Origin of the sequence: Natronomonas gomsonensis, from assembly GCF_024300825.1 — an archaeon.
In the GTDB taxonomy this organism is placed as follows: domain Archaea; phylum Halobacteriota; class Halobacteria; order Halobacteriales; family Haloarculaceae; genus Natronomonas; species Natronomonas gomsonensis.
This window is the reverse complement of record NZ_CP101323.1, coordinates 3,344,157-3,359,278: the sequence shown is the minus strand read 5'-3', so window position 1 is coordinate 3,359,278 and position 15,122 is coordinate 3,344,157. Positions and strand designations below refer to the sequence as shown.

16 protein-coding genes are annotated in these 15,122 nt (G+C 66.1%); 7 read left to right on the top strand and 9 right to left on the bottom strand.

Features of this window, described 5'->3' with window-relative positions; genetic code table 11:
* Nucleotides 1-64: 64 nt before the first annotated feature.
* Nucleotides 65-1,273, bottom strand: coding sequence for a hydroxymethylglutaryl-CoA reductase (NADPH) (gene hmgA, locus NMP98_RS17815; protein WP_254859195.1), 1,209 nt, complete (start codon nt 1,271-1,273; stop codon nt 65-67).
* A gap of 107 nt (nt 1,274-1,380) precedes the next feature.
* On the opposite strand from hmgA, the gene NMP98_RS17810 reads away from it, so the two are divergent.
* Nucleotides 1,381-2,880 carry an amidohydrolase gene (locus NMP98_RS17810; RefSeq protein WP_254859194.1) on the top strand — a complete coding sequence of 500 codons (1,500 nt, stop codon included), beginning with the start codon at nt 1,381-1,383 and terminating at the stop codon, nt 2,878-2,880.
* 6 nt (nt 2,881-2,886) lie between these two features.
* Here the strand turns inward: NMP98_RS17810 and NMP98_RS17805 are convergent, their stop codons facing one another.
* Complete coding sequence (locus tag NMP98_RS17805) at nt 2,887-3,762, bottom strand: ZIP family metal transporter (RefSeq protein WP_254859193.1); 876 nt, start codon at nt 3,760-3,762, stop codon at nt 2,887-2,889.
* Nucleotides 3,763-3,936: 174 nt separating this feature from the next.
* On the opposite strand from NMP98_RS17805, the gene nadA reads away from it, so the two are divergent.
* The 3 genes from nadA to nadC are packed head-to-tail and all read left to right on the top strand — an operon-like array spanning nt 3,937 to nt 7,368.
* Entirely contained in the window at nt 3,937-5,070 is a 1,134-nt protein-coding gene (nadA, locus tag NMP98_RS17800) for a quinolinate synthase NadA (protein WP_367997245.1), read from the top strand.
* The gene (locus NMP98_RS17795; protein ID WP_254859192.1) at nt 5,067-6,569 is read left to right on the top strand and encodes an L-aspartate oxidase; all 1,503 of its coding nucleotides are present in this window, start codon (nt 5,067-5,069) and stop codon (nt 6,567-6,569) included. The genes nadA and NMP98_RS17795 overlap by 4 nt, the downstream gene beginning before the upstream one ends.
* Nucleotides 6,559-7,368 (top strand): carboxylating nicotinate-nucleotide diphosphorylase, encoded by an 810-nt coding sequence (gene nadC / locus NMP98_RS17790; RefSeq protein ID WP_254859191.1) that lies wholly within the window; start codon nt 6,559-6,561, stop codon nt 7,366-7,368. Before NMP98_RS17795 ends, nadC begins: the two co-directional genes overlap by 11 nt.
* Here the strand turns inward: nadC and NMP98_RS17785 are convergent, their stop codons facing one another.
* Entirely contained in the window at nt 7,369-8,265 is an 897-nt protein-coding gene (locus tag NMP98_RS17785; protein WP_254859190.1) for an HFX_2341 family transcriptional regulator, read from the bottom strand.
* Nucleotides 8,266-8,396: 131 nt separating this feature from the next.
* Here NMP98_RS17785 and NMP98_RS17780 point away from each other — a divergent pair, with 131 nt between their 5' ends.
* Nucleotides 8,397-8,990, top strand: a complete 594-nt coding sequence (locus NMP98_RS17780) for a DJ-1/PfpI family protein (protein WP_254859189.1) — start codon at nt 8,397-8,399, stop codon at nt 8,988-8,990.
* A 16-nt stretch (nt 8,991-9,006) separates the two neighbouring features.
* Here NMP98_RS17780 and NMP98_RS17775 read toward each other — a convergent pair whose 3' ends face one another.
* Nucleotides 9,007-9,288 carry a hypothetical protein gene (locus NMP98_RS17775; protein WP_254859188.1) on the bottom strand — a complete coding sequence of 94 codons (282 nt, stop codon included), beginning with the start codon at nt 9,286-9,288 and terminating at the stop codon, nt 9,007-9,009.
* 189 nt (nt 9,289-9,477) lie between these two features.
* Nucleotides 9,478-9,825, bottom strand: a complete 348-nt coding sequence (locus NMP98_RS17770) for a tRNA-binding protein (RefSeq protein WP_254859187.1) — start codon at nt 9,823-9,825, stop codon at nt 9,478-9,480.
* A gap of 161 nt (nt 9,826-9,986) precedes the next feature.
* Here NMP98_RS17770 and dnaG point away from each other — a divergent pair, with 161 nt between their 5' ends.
* Nucleotides 9,987-11,321, top strand: a complete 1,335-nt coding sequence (gene dnaG, locus NMP98_RS17765) for a DNA primase DnaG (RefSeq protein ID WP_254859186.1) — start codon at nt 9,987-9,989, stop codon at nt 11,319-11,321.
* Here dnaG and NMP98_RS17760 read toward each other — a convergent pair.
* Nucleotides 11,298-11,693, bottom strand: coding sequence for a GNAT family N-acetyltransferase (locus tag NMP98_RS17760; protein ID WP_254859185.1), 396 nt, complete (start codon nt 11,691-11,693; stop codon nt 11,298-11,300). The genes dnaG and NMP98_RS17760 overlap by 24 nt on opposite strands.
* An 8-nt stretch (nt 11,694-11,701) precedes the next feature.
* Nucleotides 11,702-13,033, bottom strand: a complete 1,332-nt coding sequence (locus tag NMP98_RS17755) for a DUF92 domain-containing protein (protein WP_254859184.1) — start codon at nt 13,031-13,033, stop codon at nt 11,702-11,704.
* Nucleotides 13,034-13,115: 82 nt separating this feature from the next.
* Here NMP98_RS17755 and NMP98_RS17750 point away from each other — a divergent pair, with 82 nt between their 5' ends.
* On the top strand, nt 13,116-13,724 hold the full coding sequence (locus NMP98_RS17750) for an undecaprenyl diphosphate synthase family protein (RefSeq protein ID WP_254859183.1): 609 nt from the start codon (nt 13,116-13,118) through the stop codon (nt 13,722-13,724).
* A 26-nt stretch (nt 13,725-13,750) separates the two neighbouring features.
* Here NMP98_RS17750 and NMP98_RS17745 read toward each other — a convergent pair whose 3' ends face one another.
* Nucleotides 13,751-14,158, bottom strand: a complete 408-nt coding sequence (locus NMP98_RS17745; protein ID WP_254859182.1) for a hypothetical protein — start codon at nt 14,156-14,158, stop codon at nt 13,751-13,753.
* Between the two features lie 15 nt (nt 14,159-14,173).
* Nucleotides 14,174-15,094, bottom strand: a complete 921-nt coding sequence (uppS, locus tag NMP98_RS17740) for a polyprenyl diphosphate synthase (protein WP_254859181.1) — start codon at nt 15,092-15,094, stop codon at nt 14,174-14,176.
* Nucleotides 15,095-15,122 lie beyond the last annotated feature (28 nt).

Below are 15,122 nucleotides of genomic sequence, written 5' to 3'. Positions count from 1 at the left end.
ATCAAACTAGGGACCGTTCGGCACGACGAGACGGGTGCGGATGGGGCCCGTCGTATCCGTCGTCTTATCGACCCAGTTCCTCGTGAGCGCTGGCGAGGTGGTCCGAAGCCAGTGCCCCCAGAAGCGACAACTCACCGGCGAGCGCAGCGGTCGTGATGAGTTCCGCCAGCGCGTCGGCGTTGGACCCCGCGGGGTCGCCGCCGCCGCGGACGCCGACGATATCGAGCGCCTCGGATTGGGTCGGCAGTTTCGTCCCGCCGCCGACGGTGCCGAGTTCCAAGGAGGCGATGGTCAGCGAGGCGTAGAGGTCCCCGTCACGCACGTCGGCGGTCGTAATCGCGTTACTGCCCTCGACGACCTGTGCGATGTCCTGGCCGGTCGCGAGGAAGGCCGCGGCGACGGTGTTCGCAGCGTGGGCGTTGAAGCCGAGCGAGCCGGCTTTTGCCGACCCGACGAGGTTCTTTCGGGTGTTGGCCTCGGCGATGGCCTCCGGGGTCGTCTTGAAGTAACTCTCGACGGTTTCCCGCGGGATTTCCACATCGGCGGCGACGGTCCGGCCGCGGCCCTCGACGCTGTTGACGGCGGCGGGTTTCTTATCGGAACAGAGGTTTCCGGAGAGAGCGACGAGTTCGGCGGGCGTCTCCGCCGTGACCACGTCGCAGGCGGCTTCGGTGGCGATGGTGGCCATGTTCATCCCCATCGCGTCCTTGGTGTCATAGGCGAATCGGAGGAAGACGTTGTCGCCGACGACGTAGGGCGTCACGTCGCGCAACTCGCCGTGGCTGGTCGTCGACTCGGCGGCCTCCGCGAGGGTATCGACGTTGGCCCGGACCCACGAGGCGACCTCGCTTGCCTCTCCCACGTCGTTGACGCGGAAGACGGGGGCACGGGTCATCGCGTTCTTCAGCACCCGAGCGGTCGCGCCGTCGGCCGCCCGGATGGCCGCACAGCCACGGTTGACCGAGGCGACGAGGGCGCCTTCGGTCGTCGCAAGCGGGAGGTACTTCGAGCCCTCGACCGACCCGCCGTCGATGCGGACGGGGCCGACGATGCCCATCGGCACCTGTGCGGCGCCGAGCATGTTCTCGATGTTCGGGCCGGCGTCGGCGGCGTCGAAGGTGTAAGCGCCGATGGCGTCGAGGTCGGCCTCGGTTTCGGCGGTGAGAAGCAGTCGACGCGCCTCGGCCGCAGCGTCGGCGTCGGCGTGCTGTTCGAGTTCGTGTAGGCGTAACTCGCCGTCCTGTACGCCTTCGACGAGTTCCTCTGTGTCCATATCATCGAGTTGCGGGCGGGCGACTAAGGGTTTCCGTCCCGGTGACGGGGCGGTCGACCGAACGAGGGAGCGACCAGATTAATATCCGTTCCGGACCGCACTCCGGTATGACACAGGCGGCGGACCGCATCTTCACGAACGCCGAGGTACACACGCTGGCCGACCCCGACGAAACACACGAGGCCGTCGCCGTCCGAGACGGCCGAATTGTCCGCGTCGACTCCGCCTACGAAATCGGGTTTCTGGAGGGCGTCGACACCGAGGTCATCGACTGCGACGGTGGTGTCCTGCTGCCGGGATTCATCGACGCCCACACCCACATGGAAATCGTCGGGCGGCGACTCGTTCACGCCGACCTCGCGACCGACGACCGGACGGCAGCACTCGACCGTCTTCGGGAAGCGCCGGACGAAGAGTGGATTCTTGGCTACGGCTACGACGAATCGTCGTGGGACGACGACCGCTATCTCACCCGCGAGGAGTTAGACGAGGTGTCGAGTGACCGGCCGGTCGTCGCCTTCCGGGAGGACCTCCACACCGCCTCGGTGAACTCGGTCGTCCTCGACAGATACGCGGAGTCCTTACCCGAAGACGGAATCCAGCGCGAAGCGGGCGATCCGACCGGCGTCGTCACCGAGGACGCCGCCGAGTTCCTGCGGATGGAGACCGCACCCGGACGCGCCGAGACGAAACGACTCGTCGAGGCTGCCCGCGACCGCGCCCATCGACTCGGCGTGACGGGCGTCCACGACATGGTGCGGCACTCGGACGCTCCGGCAGCCTATCGTTCGTTGGCCGTAGAAGACGACCTCGATTTGCGCGTGCGACTGTACTACTGGGCCGACCACCTCGATGCGGTCGAAGAGACGGGGCTTGTGACGAACCACGGCGGCGCCTGCGTCTCCGTCGGCGGCATCAAGACCTACACTGACGGGTCGCTGGGTGCGGGAACGGCGAAGCTCTCGGAACCCTACGCCGACCACGAGGGGACCGGCGAGTGGGTCGTCGACCCCGAGGAATTGGCCGATATCGCCGACCGCGTCGACGAACTCGGGATGCAGTTGGCCGTCCACGCCATCGGTGACGAGGCAATCGAGGTCGCCCTCGACGCCCTCCCGGAAGACTCCGAGACCCGCCACCGCATCGAACACGCCGAGTTGCTGCCGGCCGACCTCAAGGGATTCGACACCGTCGCCTCGATGCAGCCGAACTTCCTTCGGTGGGCACGGGAAGACGGCCTCTACGAGCGCCGCCTCGGCGCCGAGCGAACCGCCGAATCGAACCGCTTTGCGGACGTACTCGATGCGAACGTACCGCTGGCGTTCGGCAGCGACTGCATGCCGTTGGACCCCCTCTTCGGAGTCCAGCAGGCGGTGACGGCCCCGGAACCGAGCCAGCGACTCTCGGTCACCGAGGCATTAAAAGCCTACACCTCGGGGGCGGCCTACGCGGGCCACGACGAGGACCGTTTCGGCACCGTCGAAGTCGGCAAACGGGCGGACTTCGTCGTACTCGAGGAATCTCCGTGGACAGTCGACGCCGGTGCCATCGCCGACATCGACATCTCGATGACGGTCGTCGACGGCGAAGTCGTCTATCGGGCCTGACTCGACTCAGGCCAACACCACGTCGAGCGTCAACATCACGACGATACCGGCCATCGTTCCGAGCGTGGCGACGCGTTCGTTGCCGCGGGTGTGAGTCTCGGGGATGATTTCGTCGGAGATGACGAACAGCATCGCGCCGGCGGCAAATCCCATCGCGTAGGGGAGAAGGGGACTGGCGATTTGGACGGCAAAGGCACCGAAGACGGCCAGCGGAATCTCGACGACGCCGGCCCGCAGTCCGGCGACCGCCGCGTACCACCGACTATCGAGGCCGGCGTTCAGCGCCGCGATGGAGACGGCCAACCCCTCGGGGATGTTCTGGAGGCCAATAGCGACCATCAGCGCGAGGGCACCGCCCAAATCGCCGGAGCCGAATCCGACGCCGACGGCCAACCCTTCGGGCATGTTGTGCAGCGTAATCGCGAGGACGAAGAGCACGACGGAGGCGATGCGTGCGTCGACATCGGGGAGACCGTCGGTGTCTGAATCGGCGGCGTCGGCCCGTCGCTCCCCGGTGACGAGGTAGTGGGCGTGCGGAACGAGTGCGTCGGCACGGTCGAGAAACAGCGTTCCGGCGATGAGTCCGACGAGAACCGGAACGATACCGACCAACTCGACCCCGCCGAGGGTGACGGGGTTGTACGCCGCCTCCGACGCGAAGTCGATGCCGGGAATGATGAGACTCGTGAAACTCGCCGCCAACATGACGCCGGCGGCGAAGCCGAGCGCCGTATCCAGCGACCGCTCGGAGGGGTTCCGCCAGACGAGGACGAGCGCCGCACCAAGCAGATTCAACCCGGCGATTATGAGTCCCCCGACGAACGCCTGCATCACGGGGTTCTCACCGACAATCGCGACGAACAGCGACTCGGCCGAGGTCATACAGTCCACCGTGGCCGTGATGGATTAAAAAACCGGCATACACCGGTTTTTGATTGAATAGCGCAGTTCGGATAGCGCAGTAGCGAACGTTGCCCCAACCAACATCAGTTATTGAAGACAAAATTTTATCAATATGGCAGTCCGTGGGCTAGGGTACCCCACGGAGTATCACCCATGCCCGAAATGGAAACGGTCGACCTTCAGACCGACCTCAGCCTCTTCAAGTACGACAACCTCGAACAGCTTCCGCCACAGTACCGGGAGTTGGACGAGGGCGAACGCACGGACCGAATCGCCGCCGCCCGGGAGGAACTGGGCGAGGACGTAATCATCCTCGGCCACAACTACCAGCGGCGGGAAATCGTCGAGCACGCCGACTTCATCGGCGATTCCTACGAGTTGAGCAAGCGTGCCGCCGACGCCGACGCCGACTACGTCGTCTTCTGCGGCGTGACGTTCATGGCCGAATCGGCCGACATCATCACCGACGACGACCAGACGGTCATCCTGCCATCGATGGAGGCGTCCTGTCCGATGGCCGGGATGGCCGAGGCGCTGCAAGTTGACGCCGCGTGGGCCGAACTCACCGAGGCGGCCCCGGACGCCGACATCATCCCAATCACGTACATGAACAGCTACGCCGACCTGAAGGCGTTCTGTGCCGAACAGGGCGGATTGGTCTGTACCTCCTCGAACGCCCACGATGCCTTCGAGTACGCCTTCGAGCGCGGCGACAAGGTGCTGTTCCTGCCCGACAAACACCTCGGGGAGAACACCGCCCACCGCCTCGGGATGGAAGATTCAACGGCGGAGTGGGACCCGTGGGACCCCGAATCGAAAGACGCCGACGAGGTGGCCGACGCCGACATCGTGCTGTGGGACGGCTACTGTCAGGTCCACGAGCGGTTCACCGAGGCCCACATCGAAGACGTTCGGGAGCGCTACGACGACGCCAACGTCATCGTCCATCCCGAGTGTCGCCGAGAGGTCGTCGAGGCCGCCGACGTGGCCGGGTCGACCTCGACCATCTGTGAGACGGTCGCCGAGGCCGACCCCGGCGAGACGTGGGCCATCGGCACCGAAATCCACCTCACGAACCACCTCCAGCGGTGGCATCCCGAGGTGAACGTGGTGCCGCTGTGTGGCGACGCCTGCATGGACTGCAACGCCATGCGGCAGGTCGACCCCAACTACCTGACGTGGGTACTGGAGGGACTGGCCGAGGGCGAGGAGCGAAACGTCATCGAAGTCGCACCGCGCGAGAAGGAACTCGCCGGACTGGCGTTAGAACGGATGTTGGAGATATGAACGAACGCACCACTGACCTTCTGGTCGTCGGCAGCGGCGTCGCCGGCTGTGCGGCCGCCTTGGCGGGGGCCCGAGCAGGCGCCGACGTGACGCTCGCGACGAAAGCCACCCAACCGGAGGAGTCGACGTCCTACTGGGCACAGGGCGGCGTCGCCGTCACGCGCGGCGAACCCGAGGCGTTCAAAGCCGACATCCTGAAAGCGGCCGATGGGGTCGCCGACCCCGAGGCCGTCGACGTGTTGGTCGACTCCGCCGACGAGGCCGTCGAAGACGTGTTTCTCGATACCCTCGGCGTCGAGTTCGACGGCGAGAAGTCCCCCGACTACGGTCGGGAGGCCGCCCACAGCGAGGCCCGAATCCTCCACGTCGACGCCTCGACGGGCAAGCACCTACTGGCGCCATTTTTGAACCATCTCGCCGACCACGACGCCGTCGAGATACTGGAGGACACCGCTGCCCTCGAATTGCTGACTCACGAGGGGCGCGTCCACGGTGCAATGTTAGAGCAGGATGGCGAGTGGGCGCCGTGTTTCGCCGGCGCGACGGTACTTGCGACCGGCGGCATCGGAGCGTGTTACGGTCGCTCGACGAACCCCGAAACGGCGACCGGCGACGGCATCGCCATGGCTGCGCTGGCCGGTGCGGACCTCGAAGATATGGAGTACGTCCAGTTTCACCCAACCGCATTTGCGGGCGAGACGAATAGGGACGGACAGGGCACCTTCCTGCTCAGCGAGGCCGTCCGCGGCGAGGGCGCCCTCCTCCGGAACGGAGACGGCGAGCGGTTCATGCCGGAGTACCACGCCGACGCCGAACTCGCCCCCCGAGACGTGGTCGCTCGCGCCGTCGAAACGGAACGTGACCGCACGGGCGAGGTGTATCTGGACGTGACTCCACTCGATTTCGAAGCCGAGTTCCCGGACCTCCACGCCGAATGCGAGAAACGTGGCGTCGACCCCGACGACGGGATTCCGGTCGCCCCCGCCGAACACTTCCTCTGTGGCGGCATCGCCGTCGACACCGAGGGCCGGGCCTCCTTGGACCGGCTATTCGCCGTCGGCGAATGTGCCCGGACGGGCGTCCACGGCGCGAACCGACTGGCCTCGACCAGCCTGCTGGAAGCCCTCGTCTGGGGGCTTCGAGCGGGCGAGGCCGCCACCGGCTTCGACGCCGAGGAAATCGAGGCGTCCGAACTGCTGGACCGCGACCCCACACTTCCCGAGGGGTTCGCCGAGGAGAAGGCCGTCCGTCTCCGGCGCGTGATGGACGAGTACGTCGGCATCGAGCGCACTCCCGATGATTTGCGACGGGCACAGTCCGTCCTCCGGCGGCTGAAGGGCGAGGTCGATGCCTACACCCGTACCCGGACGAGTCGTCCGCTGTACGAACTCCGTGGCGCCTGCGTCACCGCCCTGCTTGTCGCACGGGCGGCGGCCGAACAGGAGGAATCGCGCGGCTGTCACCACCTCGTCGAGGAACCGACCGCCGATGCCGATTGAGCGCTCACAGGTCGAACGCTGGCTCCGGGAGGACCTCGGCCATCACGACGTGACCAACGACGTGCCCGGCGAGACGGCCGGACGGCTCGTCGCCAAAGAGGGCGGCGTCGTCGCCGGCCTCGACGCCGCCGAAGCCGTCTTCGAGTATCTCGGCGTGGCTATCGAGAATCGGGAGACCGACGGCACGGCCATCGAAGCCGGCGTTCCGGTTCTTCGAGTCTCGGGGCCCGCCACGGACGTCCTCCGGGGCGAGCGCGTCGCGGTCAACATCGCCGGCCACGCCTCCGGTATCGCCACCCGAACCCGGTGGGCGGTCGATATCGCCCATCAGGTCAGCGACGACGTTCGCATCGCGGGCACCCGAAAGACCACGCCCGGCCTTCGGGGAGTCGAGAAACGCGCCATCGCCGCGGGCGGCGGCGACACCCATCGGCTGGACCTCTCGCATATGGTGATGGTGAAGGACAACCATGTCGCCGAGTTGGGGATGGAGCGCGCAGTCGAGCGGTTCCGAGAGCGCGTTTCCTTCGCGACGAAAATCGAGGTCGAAGTCGAAGAGCCCTCGACGGCCGTCGACGCCGTCGAGGCGGGCGCAGACATCGTCCTGCTGGACAACATGGCCCCGGATGCGGTCGAACGAGCAGTCCAGTCGGTCGACGGCCGGGCGCTGACCGAAGCCAGCGGCGGCATCACCATCGACGACGTAGCCGACTACGCGGCGACGGGCGTCGACGTGATTTCGATGGGGTCGTTGACCCACTCCGCGTCGGCGCTGGATTTCTCGTTTCGGACCGGCTGATTACAGCTCCGATTGGTCGGCGTGCGACCTGACCCATAGCTCTCCGATGCGGGAGAGCCGTGTCCGGTAGGACTTGCCGTGTTCCTCCTGTTCGATGTATCCCTTCCCGCCGGGACCGAGGCGGTCGACGTTGTAGATGACCTTCGACCGGAAGGAGTCGGTGTACTCCTCGCCCAACTCGCGGGCGAGCGTCTGGGCGAGTTCCGAAACCGACTCGAAGACGCCGTGTTCACCCAGCGTGAAGAGGATGAGTTCCTCGAACGGTTTGACGTTCGAGAACGAGGCGACCGGCAACTCGATGATGTGGCTGTCGCCGAACTGCTTTGCGCCGATGGTGGTGCCCCGCTCGTCGAACTCCTCCAGTAAGTCGTCGGCGAGGTCGAGGTGCTCCTCGATGCGCTCGTCGTCGATTTCGTCGTCGAGGAGGTCCTCCAGCAGGTCACGCTGGGCGCGAAGTTCCTCGGCGAGTTCGGTTTCGAGGTACTTCTCGGGAACCGTGTAGTAGGTGTGGATGCGGTCGCGGTCGCCCTCGCGTTCGACCATGATGGAGTGAGCGGCGGTGGCGAAGGCAAACGAGACCGTCCGGGGCATCGCCGAGACGTTCACCCACACCTCGCCGCCGGCGTCGAGTTCCGTGTTGATGAGGTCGTAGGCCTGCTCGAATGCGGCGTCGTAGTCGTAGACGTCCTCGACGACGAACCGCTCGGTTTCGGCGCCAAGCAGGTTCGTGAAGTCCTTTTCGAGCTTCTTCGCGAGGTTCCGGGAGTACTCGACGTTGGCCTCGCTGCCGACGGCCCCCTCCAGCAACACGACGCGGTCAACGTCGAGTTGGTCCCGCACCAGCGGGGCGATGAGCCGGTCGTAATCGAAGCCGACCGGGACGATGTGGGTTTGCATGGAGGGGCGTTCGACCGACTGCCTGTTAAGTGGTTCACTCCCGAAACCCGGAGGACCGGATTCGATACCGGAGTGGGAGCCCACCGAGGCGTTTATGCTTCTCGTCGGTGTAGTTTTGCTGGGTGATACCGATGGGCAAAGACATCCTGATGATAGTCGGTGACTTCGGCGAGGACTACGAGATTATGGTGCCGTTTCAGGCGCTGCAGATGGTGGGCCACGAAGTCCACGCCGTCTGTCCCGACAAGGAAGCGGGCGAGGCAATCAAGACTGCCATCCACGACTTCCGTGGCGACCAGACGTACATGGAGTCACGAGGCCACAACTTCGAGTTGAACGCCACGATGGCAGAGGTGAATCCGAGCGACTACGACGCGCTGTGTATCCCCGGCGGACGGGCGCCGGAGTACCTCCGGACCCACGAGGAAGTCATCGAGGCGGTCCAGCACTTCTTCGAGGCGGACAAGCCGGTCGCGACGCTGTGTCACGGCCCGCAGATTCTGGCGGCCGCCGGCGTACTGGACGGCTACGAGATGACCTCCTATCCGGCGGTTCGCGCCGAGTGTGAGGCCGCCGGCTGTTCGTGGGTCGACGGCGTCGTCACCGACCGCAACCTCGTCACCGGACAGGCGTGGCCCGACCACCCCGAGTGGCTGGCCGGGTTCATGGAGTTGTTGGGCGACGAAGTGAGCCACGGCGAGGCGGTCGCGGCCGCCGACGACTAATCGACGCTTTCCGTTTTTAATCGGCGCTCAACCCCTCGAAGTACAGGTCTGTATCCTCGTCGGGCGACCGAACCGTGACGGCGGAGACGACCACCGTAACGAGCAGTCCGAGAATCATACAGTAGATGGAGACCCCCCAGCCGAAGTAGGAGTCCGTAAAGAGCGTCACGGGGCCGAGCGGCACTTCCGGCAGGAAGTTGAACCCAACGTAGACGACCTGCGGGACGAGGATACCCGCGACGATGCCGCCCCGTGTCGTGCGCCGCCAGTACAAGACGGTTGCCGAGGCCAGCACCATCCAGCCGATATGCCACTACAGCCATACCGGCAATCCAAGCACCGTGTGACCGTCATCACACAGATTTCTCCGCTGTCGAGACCATTGGTTGCCACTCCTTACCGACCCGCACGCCTAAATGTTGCTAATCGCTCGACAATGGCCAGTATCGAAGAAGAATCCTCTTCATCAGTCAGAGACCGACGGCAATCAGTACACGCGCGTCCCGTTCGGCACGTCGCGTTCGGGTTGGAGGTGGACGATGCCACCGCCTGCGCTGTCGACACCCGTGACGAGACACTGACTCTCGAAGCCCGCGATGTTCACCGTCCCGAGGTTGACGACGGCGACGACCTGTCGACCGAGGAGGTCATCCGGGTCATAGAGGTCGGTGAGTCCGGCCGCCGACTGCCGCGTCTCGGAGCCGAAGTCGACTTCGAGTTTGTACACGTCCTTTCGGGCCTCCGGGAATGGTTCGACGCTCGTTATCTCGCCGATGCGCATCTCCACGTCCTCCAAGAACGCCGTCGGGTCGATATCGGGTTCGTCGATACCCATACGCGGCCCTCGTCGTGGACGTACATAAACGGTCCCGAAGGCTGGCCAAAGCCCGAGTCCGTCCGCAGGTTTATATACGCGTGTCGGCGTAATTTATATACCCATGAGTTCGCTCATGGATTCACCATCATCATCCACGCCCGGCGACGGGCAGTTCATCAATGCAGGACACAGCCAAATATCTCGTTCACGCGGACATCACCGCCGACGGAGTGGTCGAGCGCTCCGACGTCGTGGGGGCGGTCTTCGGGCAAACCGAGGGCCTCCTCGGCGACGAACTCGACCTCCGGGAGTTACAGGACTCCTCGAAAGTCGGCCGCATCGACGTCGAAATCGACTCCCAGAACGGCCAGTCGTTCGGGCGCATCACCATCGCGACAAGCCTCGACCAAGTCGAGACGGCCATTCTCGGGGCGGCACTGGAGACCATCGACCGCGTCGGTCCCTGTCGCTCGACCATCGAGGTCAGAAAAATCGAGGACGTCCGCGCCGCAAAGCGCCGCGAAGTCGTCGAGCGCGCGAAGGCGCTGTTCGGCGAGGCTTTCGACGATACGGTCCGCTCCAGCCGTGACCTCGTCGAGGAAGTCCGAGAGGCCGTTCGCGTCGAGGACATCACCGAATACGAGGGCCTCCCGGCCGGCCCCCGCGTCGTCGACTCCGACGCCATCGTCGTCGTCGAGGGACGCGCCGACGTGCTCACGCTGCTCCGGTACGGCATCAAGAACGCCATCGCCGTCGAGGGGACGAACGTCCCCAACGCAGTCGCCGAATTGACCGAATCGAAGACCGTCACCGTCTTCCTCGACGGCGACCGCGGCGGCGAACTCATCCGGAAGGAACTGTCGCAGGTCGGCGACATCGACTACGTCGCCTTCGCACCGGAGGGGAAATGCGTCGAGGACCTCGCGCGCCACGAAGTGATGGCCGCGCTTCGGGAGAAAGTTCCCCACGAACAGGCCATCAAGGCCACCGAAGCGGAGGACTCTCCCGAGACACCGAGCGTCGAATCGTCGGAGTCAGTGGCGTCGGCATCCGGCCCGACGAACAACGGAACCGCCGCAGTCGACGCGTCGGCCGAAGCCCCCGCCGAGGAGCCGACGGACGGCACCGACGCGGCGGCCGACACCGAGATGACCGAACCCGAAGAATCCGAAGCGACGGCGACTGAAAGCGACGACGACGGCGACCCCGGAACGCTTCGCGGGCACGTCCGTGAAATCATCGGCGGCGAGAGCGGCCGCGCCAGACTGCTGGATGCCGACTTTCGAGCGACCGAGGAGTGCCCCGCGGCGGACGCCTTCGACTGTCTGGTCGACGCCGAGACGGTGCCCACCGCCGTCGTCGTCGACGGTGAACTGGACCAGCGGCTCCTCGACGTGGCCGCCCAGCGGGGCGTCGACCAGGTCGTCGCCGCCTCGACCGGTGAGTTCGTCAAACAGCCGACGAGCGTCCGTGTCAGAACCGCCGACGCATTACTCGCCGCGAACGAGGCGTAATGCGGCCGTGCCGTCGGCGTAAAACGACGGCAAGCGCTCGCTGACCGCGAATCCGATGGCCCGATAGAAGTGTTCGGCTCTCTCGTTTTCCGCTGGCGTCGTGACGACCGTTCGGTCGGCGCCCGAGGCCTCCGCGACGGCATCGACCAACGACCGACCGTACCCGTGCCGACGGTACTCGGCGGCGACGACCAACTCCGAGAGCGTCGTCTCCTGGCCGGGAAGCGCGATAGCGTAGCCGACGGTGCTCCCCTCGTGGACGGCGACTCGGCCGATGAACGGGCCGTCGAGGGCGGCGTCGATTAACTGTGGGTCCGCGTAGTCGAGAGTCGACTGCAGCGACCGGACGGCCGGTTCGTCGGCCGGGTCCATCGGCCGAATCACAGCACCACGAGCCCCGCTGCCGCGGCGACCAGCCCCGCCGACAGCGTCGCCAGCAGGTTGACGCTCTGGTTGTCGAGGCGACCGCCTTCGAGCGTCGCCCCGAGGATGCTGTCGACGGTCATGCCGACGAACCCGGCGGCGAGAATCGTCACGGTGCCGGGGACGCCGAGGCCGAAGAACAGCGCGCCGAGGCCGGCGATGCACCCCGACCCGACGAGGCCGGCGACGACGCCCTGCCACGTGACGCCGCCGTCGGTGCCTGCCTCGACGCGTTCGAACGTCGTGATGAGCCGGGGGTTGTCGAAGAGCCCGCCGAACTCACTGGAGAGGGTGTCGGCAAGCGCTGCGGCCACCGCGCCGGCGAAGGCAAATCGGAACACGGAGGCGTCCATACTGACGTGGACCGCACCGGCGTAGGCGACGACGGCGACCAACGCGACCGCCGAGTTCGCGAGGACGTTCCCGCTGTCGCGGGCGCCCTCGTTCTCCTGGGCGATGCCGCGTTCCAGTTTCTCGTCGTAGCGGTACTTCGAGGCGAGGCCACCGACGCCGAAGAAGGTCATGAGGAGGACGAACCAGCCGTACCCCCCGAGGACGACGGCGAACAGCGCGAGCAACACGCCGGTGAGCATGCCGGTAATCGAGGCGGTTCCGAGCCCGTAGGCGAGGCCTCCGAGTAAGACGGTGAGTCCGAGCCCTACGGCGATTTGAGTCGACGACGTCGTCGCGCCCAACCCCAGTTCGAGCAGGAACCAGATGACGAGTCCCGTCGAGAGCAACACCAGCGAGTCGTCACGGACGTGAAGCGCCGAGCGGATGAGCGCCGCCAACAGCGCGCCGCTGGCCGCGAAGAACGTCGCCAGTGGGAGCGATGGCGTCGTTGCGCCGAGGGTGCCAGCGAGGAAAATCGCCCCGATAGCCCCGGCCATCCCCGAGGCGACGAACGCCGAGACGACGACGAAGGGGTTCACCAGCCGGGTCGCCACGAGCATCTGGCCGAGATTTCCCGTCGTGAGGACGAACACCGTCGCGACGAACGCCGCCGTCGGCAACTCGAAGCCGACGAGCAACACGGCGAGGCCGGCGACGGCGAGCGCGAAAGAGGCGAGTCCGTACAGCCGGCCCTCCTCGCGGTCACTTTCCCGGGCGAACAACTCGAACAGCGGGCCGCGAGTCGATGCCAGCGCCACGGCGGCGACGAACGCGAAGGGGGCGACGGTGGAGATGGCGGCGAGTCGACCGCTCGTGACGCCGTCCAACACCGGAGCGAGGAGGGACAGCGCTCCGACGAGGAAGTAGCCGCCGGCCCGACGTACGTCGCCAGTCACGCCCCGAGATTCCGCCGTCGCCCACTTAACCTTCCCGAAGGTGGACCGACACGTTCAGGCACGTCGGCGAGAACACGCGGACGTGGGACTGTACGACCGGTACCTCGCGACGCGAATCCGTCTCAGCGACGCGGCCGTTCCCGAGCGGGTCGCACTCGTCATCACCGAACACGACCTGCTCGAACGCGGCGCCTACGACACCCTCTCGGCGTTTCTGGAGTGGGCTTTCGAGACCGGTGTCGAGGAAATCCTCATCTACGTGAGCGTCCTCGACAAGGCCGCCGTCCCGACGCTTCGGAACGCACTCTCGGAGTTGGAGAGTCCGAGAACGGTCGCCGTCCGTGGTCCCGACGCCGACGACGCTGCCGACGCGCCCGTGCAAGTGTCCATCGGCCTCGGTGGCCGCGAGGAGTTCGCCGCCGCCGTCCGCGACATCGCCGAAGACGCCGCGTCGGGTGAGTTGGACCCCCAGGACATCGACGAGGCCGAAATCGAGCGCCACCTCGTCTTTCGGACGCCGCCGGACCTCGTCATCAAGACCGGCGCCGAACGGCTCTCGGATTTCCTCATCTGGCAATCCGTCTACTCCGAGTTGCATTTCACCGACGTGAACTGGCGGGACTTCCGACGGCGGGACTTCCTGCGTGCCGTACGGGAGTATCAGGAACGGCAGCGGCGGTTCGGAAGATGAGCGAGGTGAATCGCCAGACCTCGCGCTCACTTCGCGTCGACGAACAGCGTGGCGGTCGAAACCACGAGCAGGACGACGATTCCGATGCCGTAGAGCCAATCGCCGACCGTTCGAATCGGCTCGACGCCGGACACCACGGCGGCAGTCCCCGTGGTGAAGAAGGCAAGCGCCCCCAAAAGCGAACCCCACAGTAGCCGTTCGACTCGGACTCCGACACCGGTGAGACCGTCTCGCAGGGAGTAGAGCAGTCCTGCCGCCACGACCGGCAGCGACAGTGTCATCGCGCTAATCACGACGGCAGCGGCCGTCCCGACCGGCGTCAACGCCGGCACCGCCCAGATGGCTGCGGCCGCGAGCAGCGTTGCGACGCTCAGAACGACGCCGAGCAGGGCGCTCCCGCGTCGGACGCTGTCGGTTGAGGCGATTGGCGTCATGGAATGGACACTCCCCTATTCGACCGACGGGTCGGCCTCGGCGGCCTCTTCGATGTCGTCGAGTTCTCCGTCGGGCAGCGAGTCGCGGAACCGCCCGATGACGCGGCTGGCTTCCTGGAGTTCCACGTCGCCGACGGCGCGCAACAGCGCGGCCGCACGCTGAGCGCGCGTCCGGCGCCAGGATTCCTGTCGCGATTCGTAGGTCCGAACCGCACGCAGGAGGTCCACGCGAGAGAACTCCGGCCAGTAAGGCGTACAGAAGTAAACGGCGGCCTCGTTACCGTTGGCGTGCCACGGCAGGAAGTTCGAGGTCCGCTCGTCGCCGCCGGTGCGGATGATGAGGTCGACCGCGCGGGTGGGGCGAGTGGTCATCCGGCGTTCGATTTCCTCGACGCAGACTGACTGGGGGTCGAGTTCGCCGTCGGCCGCCTCCTCGGCGATGTCGCGGGCGACGCCGAGCAGTTCCGCACGGCCGCCGTAGGCCAAGGCGATGTTCAGATACAGTTCGTCATACTGTGCGGTCCGCGATTCGGCGTAGTCAACGGCCTCGCGGACGCGCGGCGGGAGTCGCTCGACCTCGCCGATGGCGCGGATGCGGACCTCGCGGTCGTGGACCTCCTCGCGGTCGGCGAACGTTCGGAGTTTCTCGGTGATGAGGTCGAACAGCGCCTCGCGTTCCTCCGGCGGGCGCTCGAAGTTCTCCGTCGAGAAGGTGTACAGCGTCAACTCCTCGACGCCGAGGTCAGCACACCACCGCAACACGGACTCGGTGGTGTCGGCGCCCGCTCTGTGGCCTTCGGTCTTCGCTTCGCCCTGCTTTTCGGCGTATCGACGGTTGCCGTCCTGAATGACCGCAACGTGGGACGGGGCACCGGACACTTCGCGCTCCAGGACGCGCTCGTAGGCGGCTTCCAGGAGCCGACGGGGACCTCTCATCTATCCGACCCGAAGACACCCAGCCAAA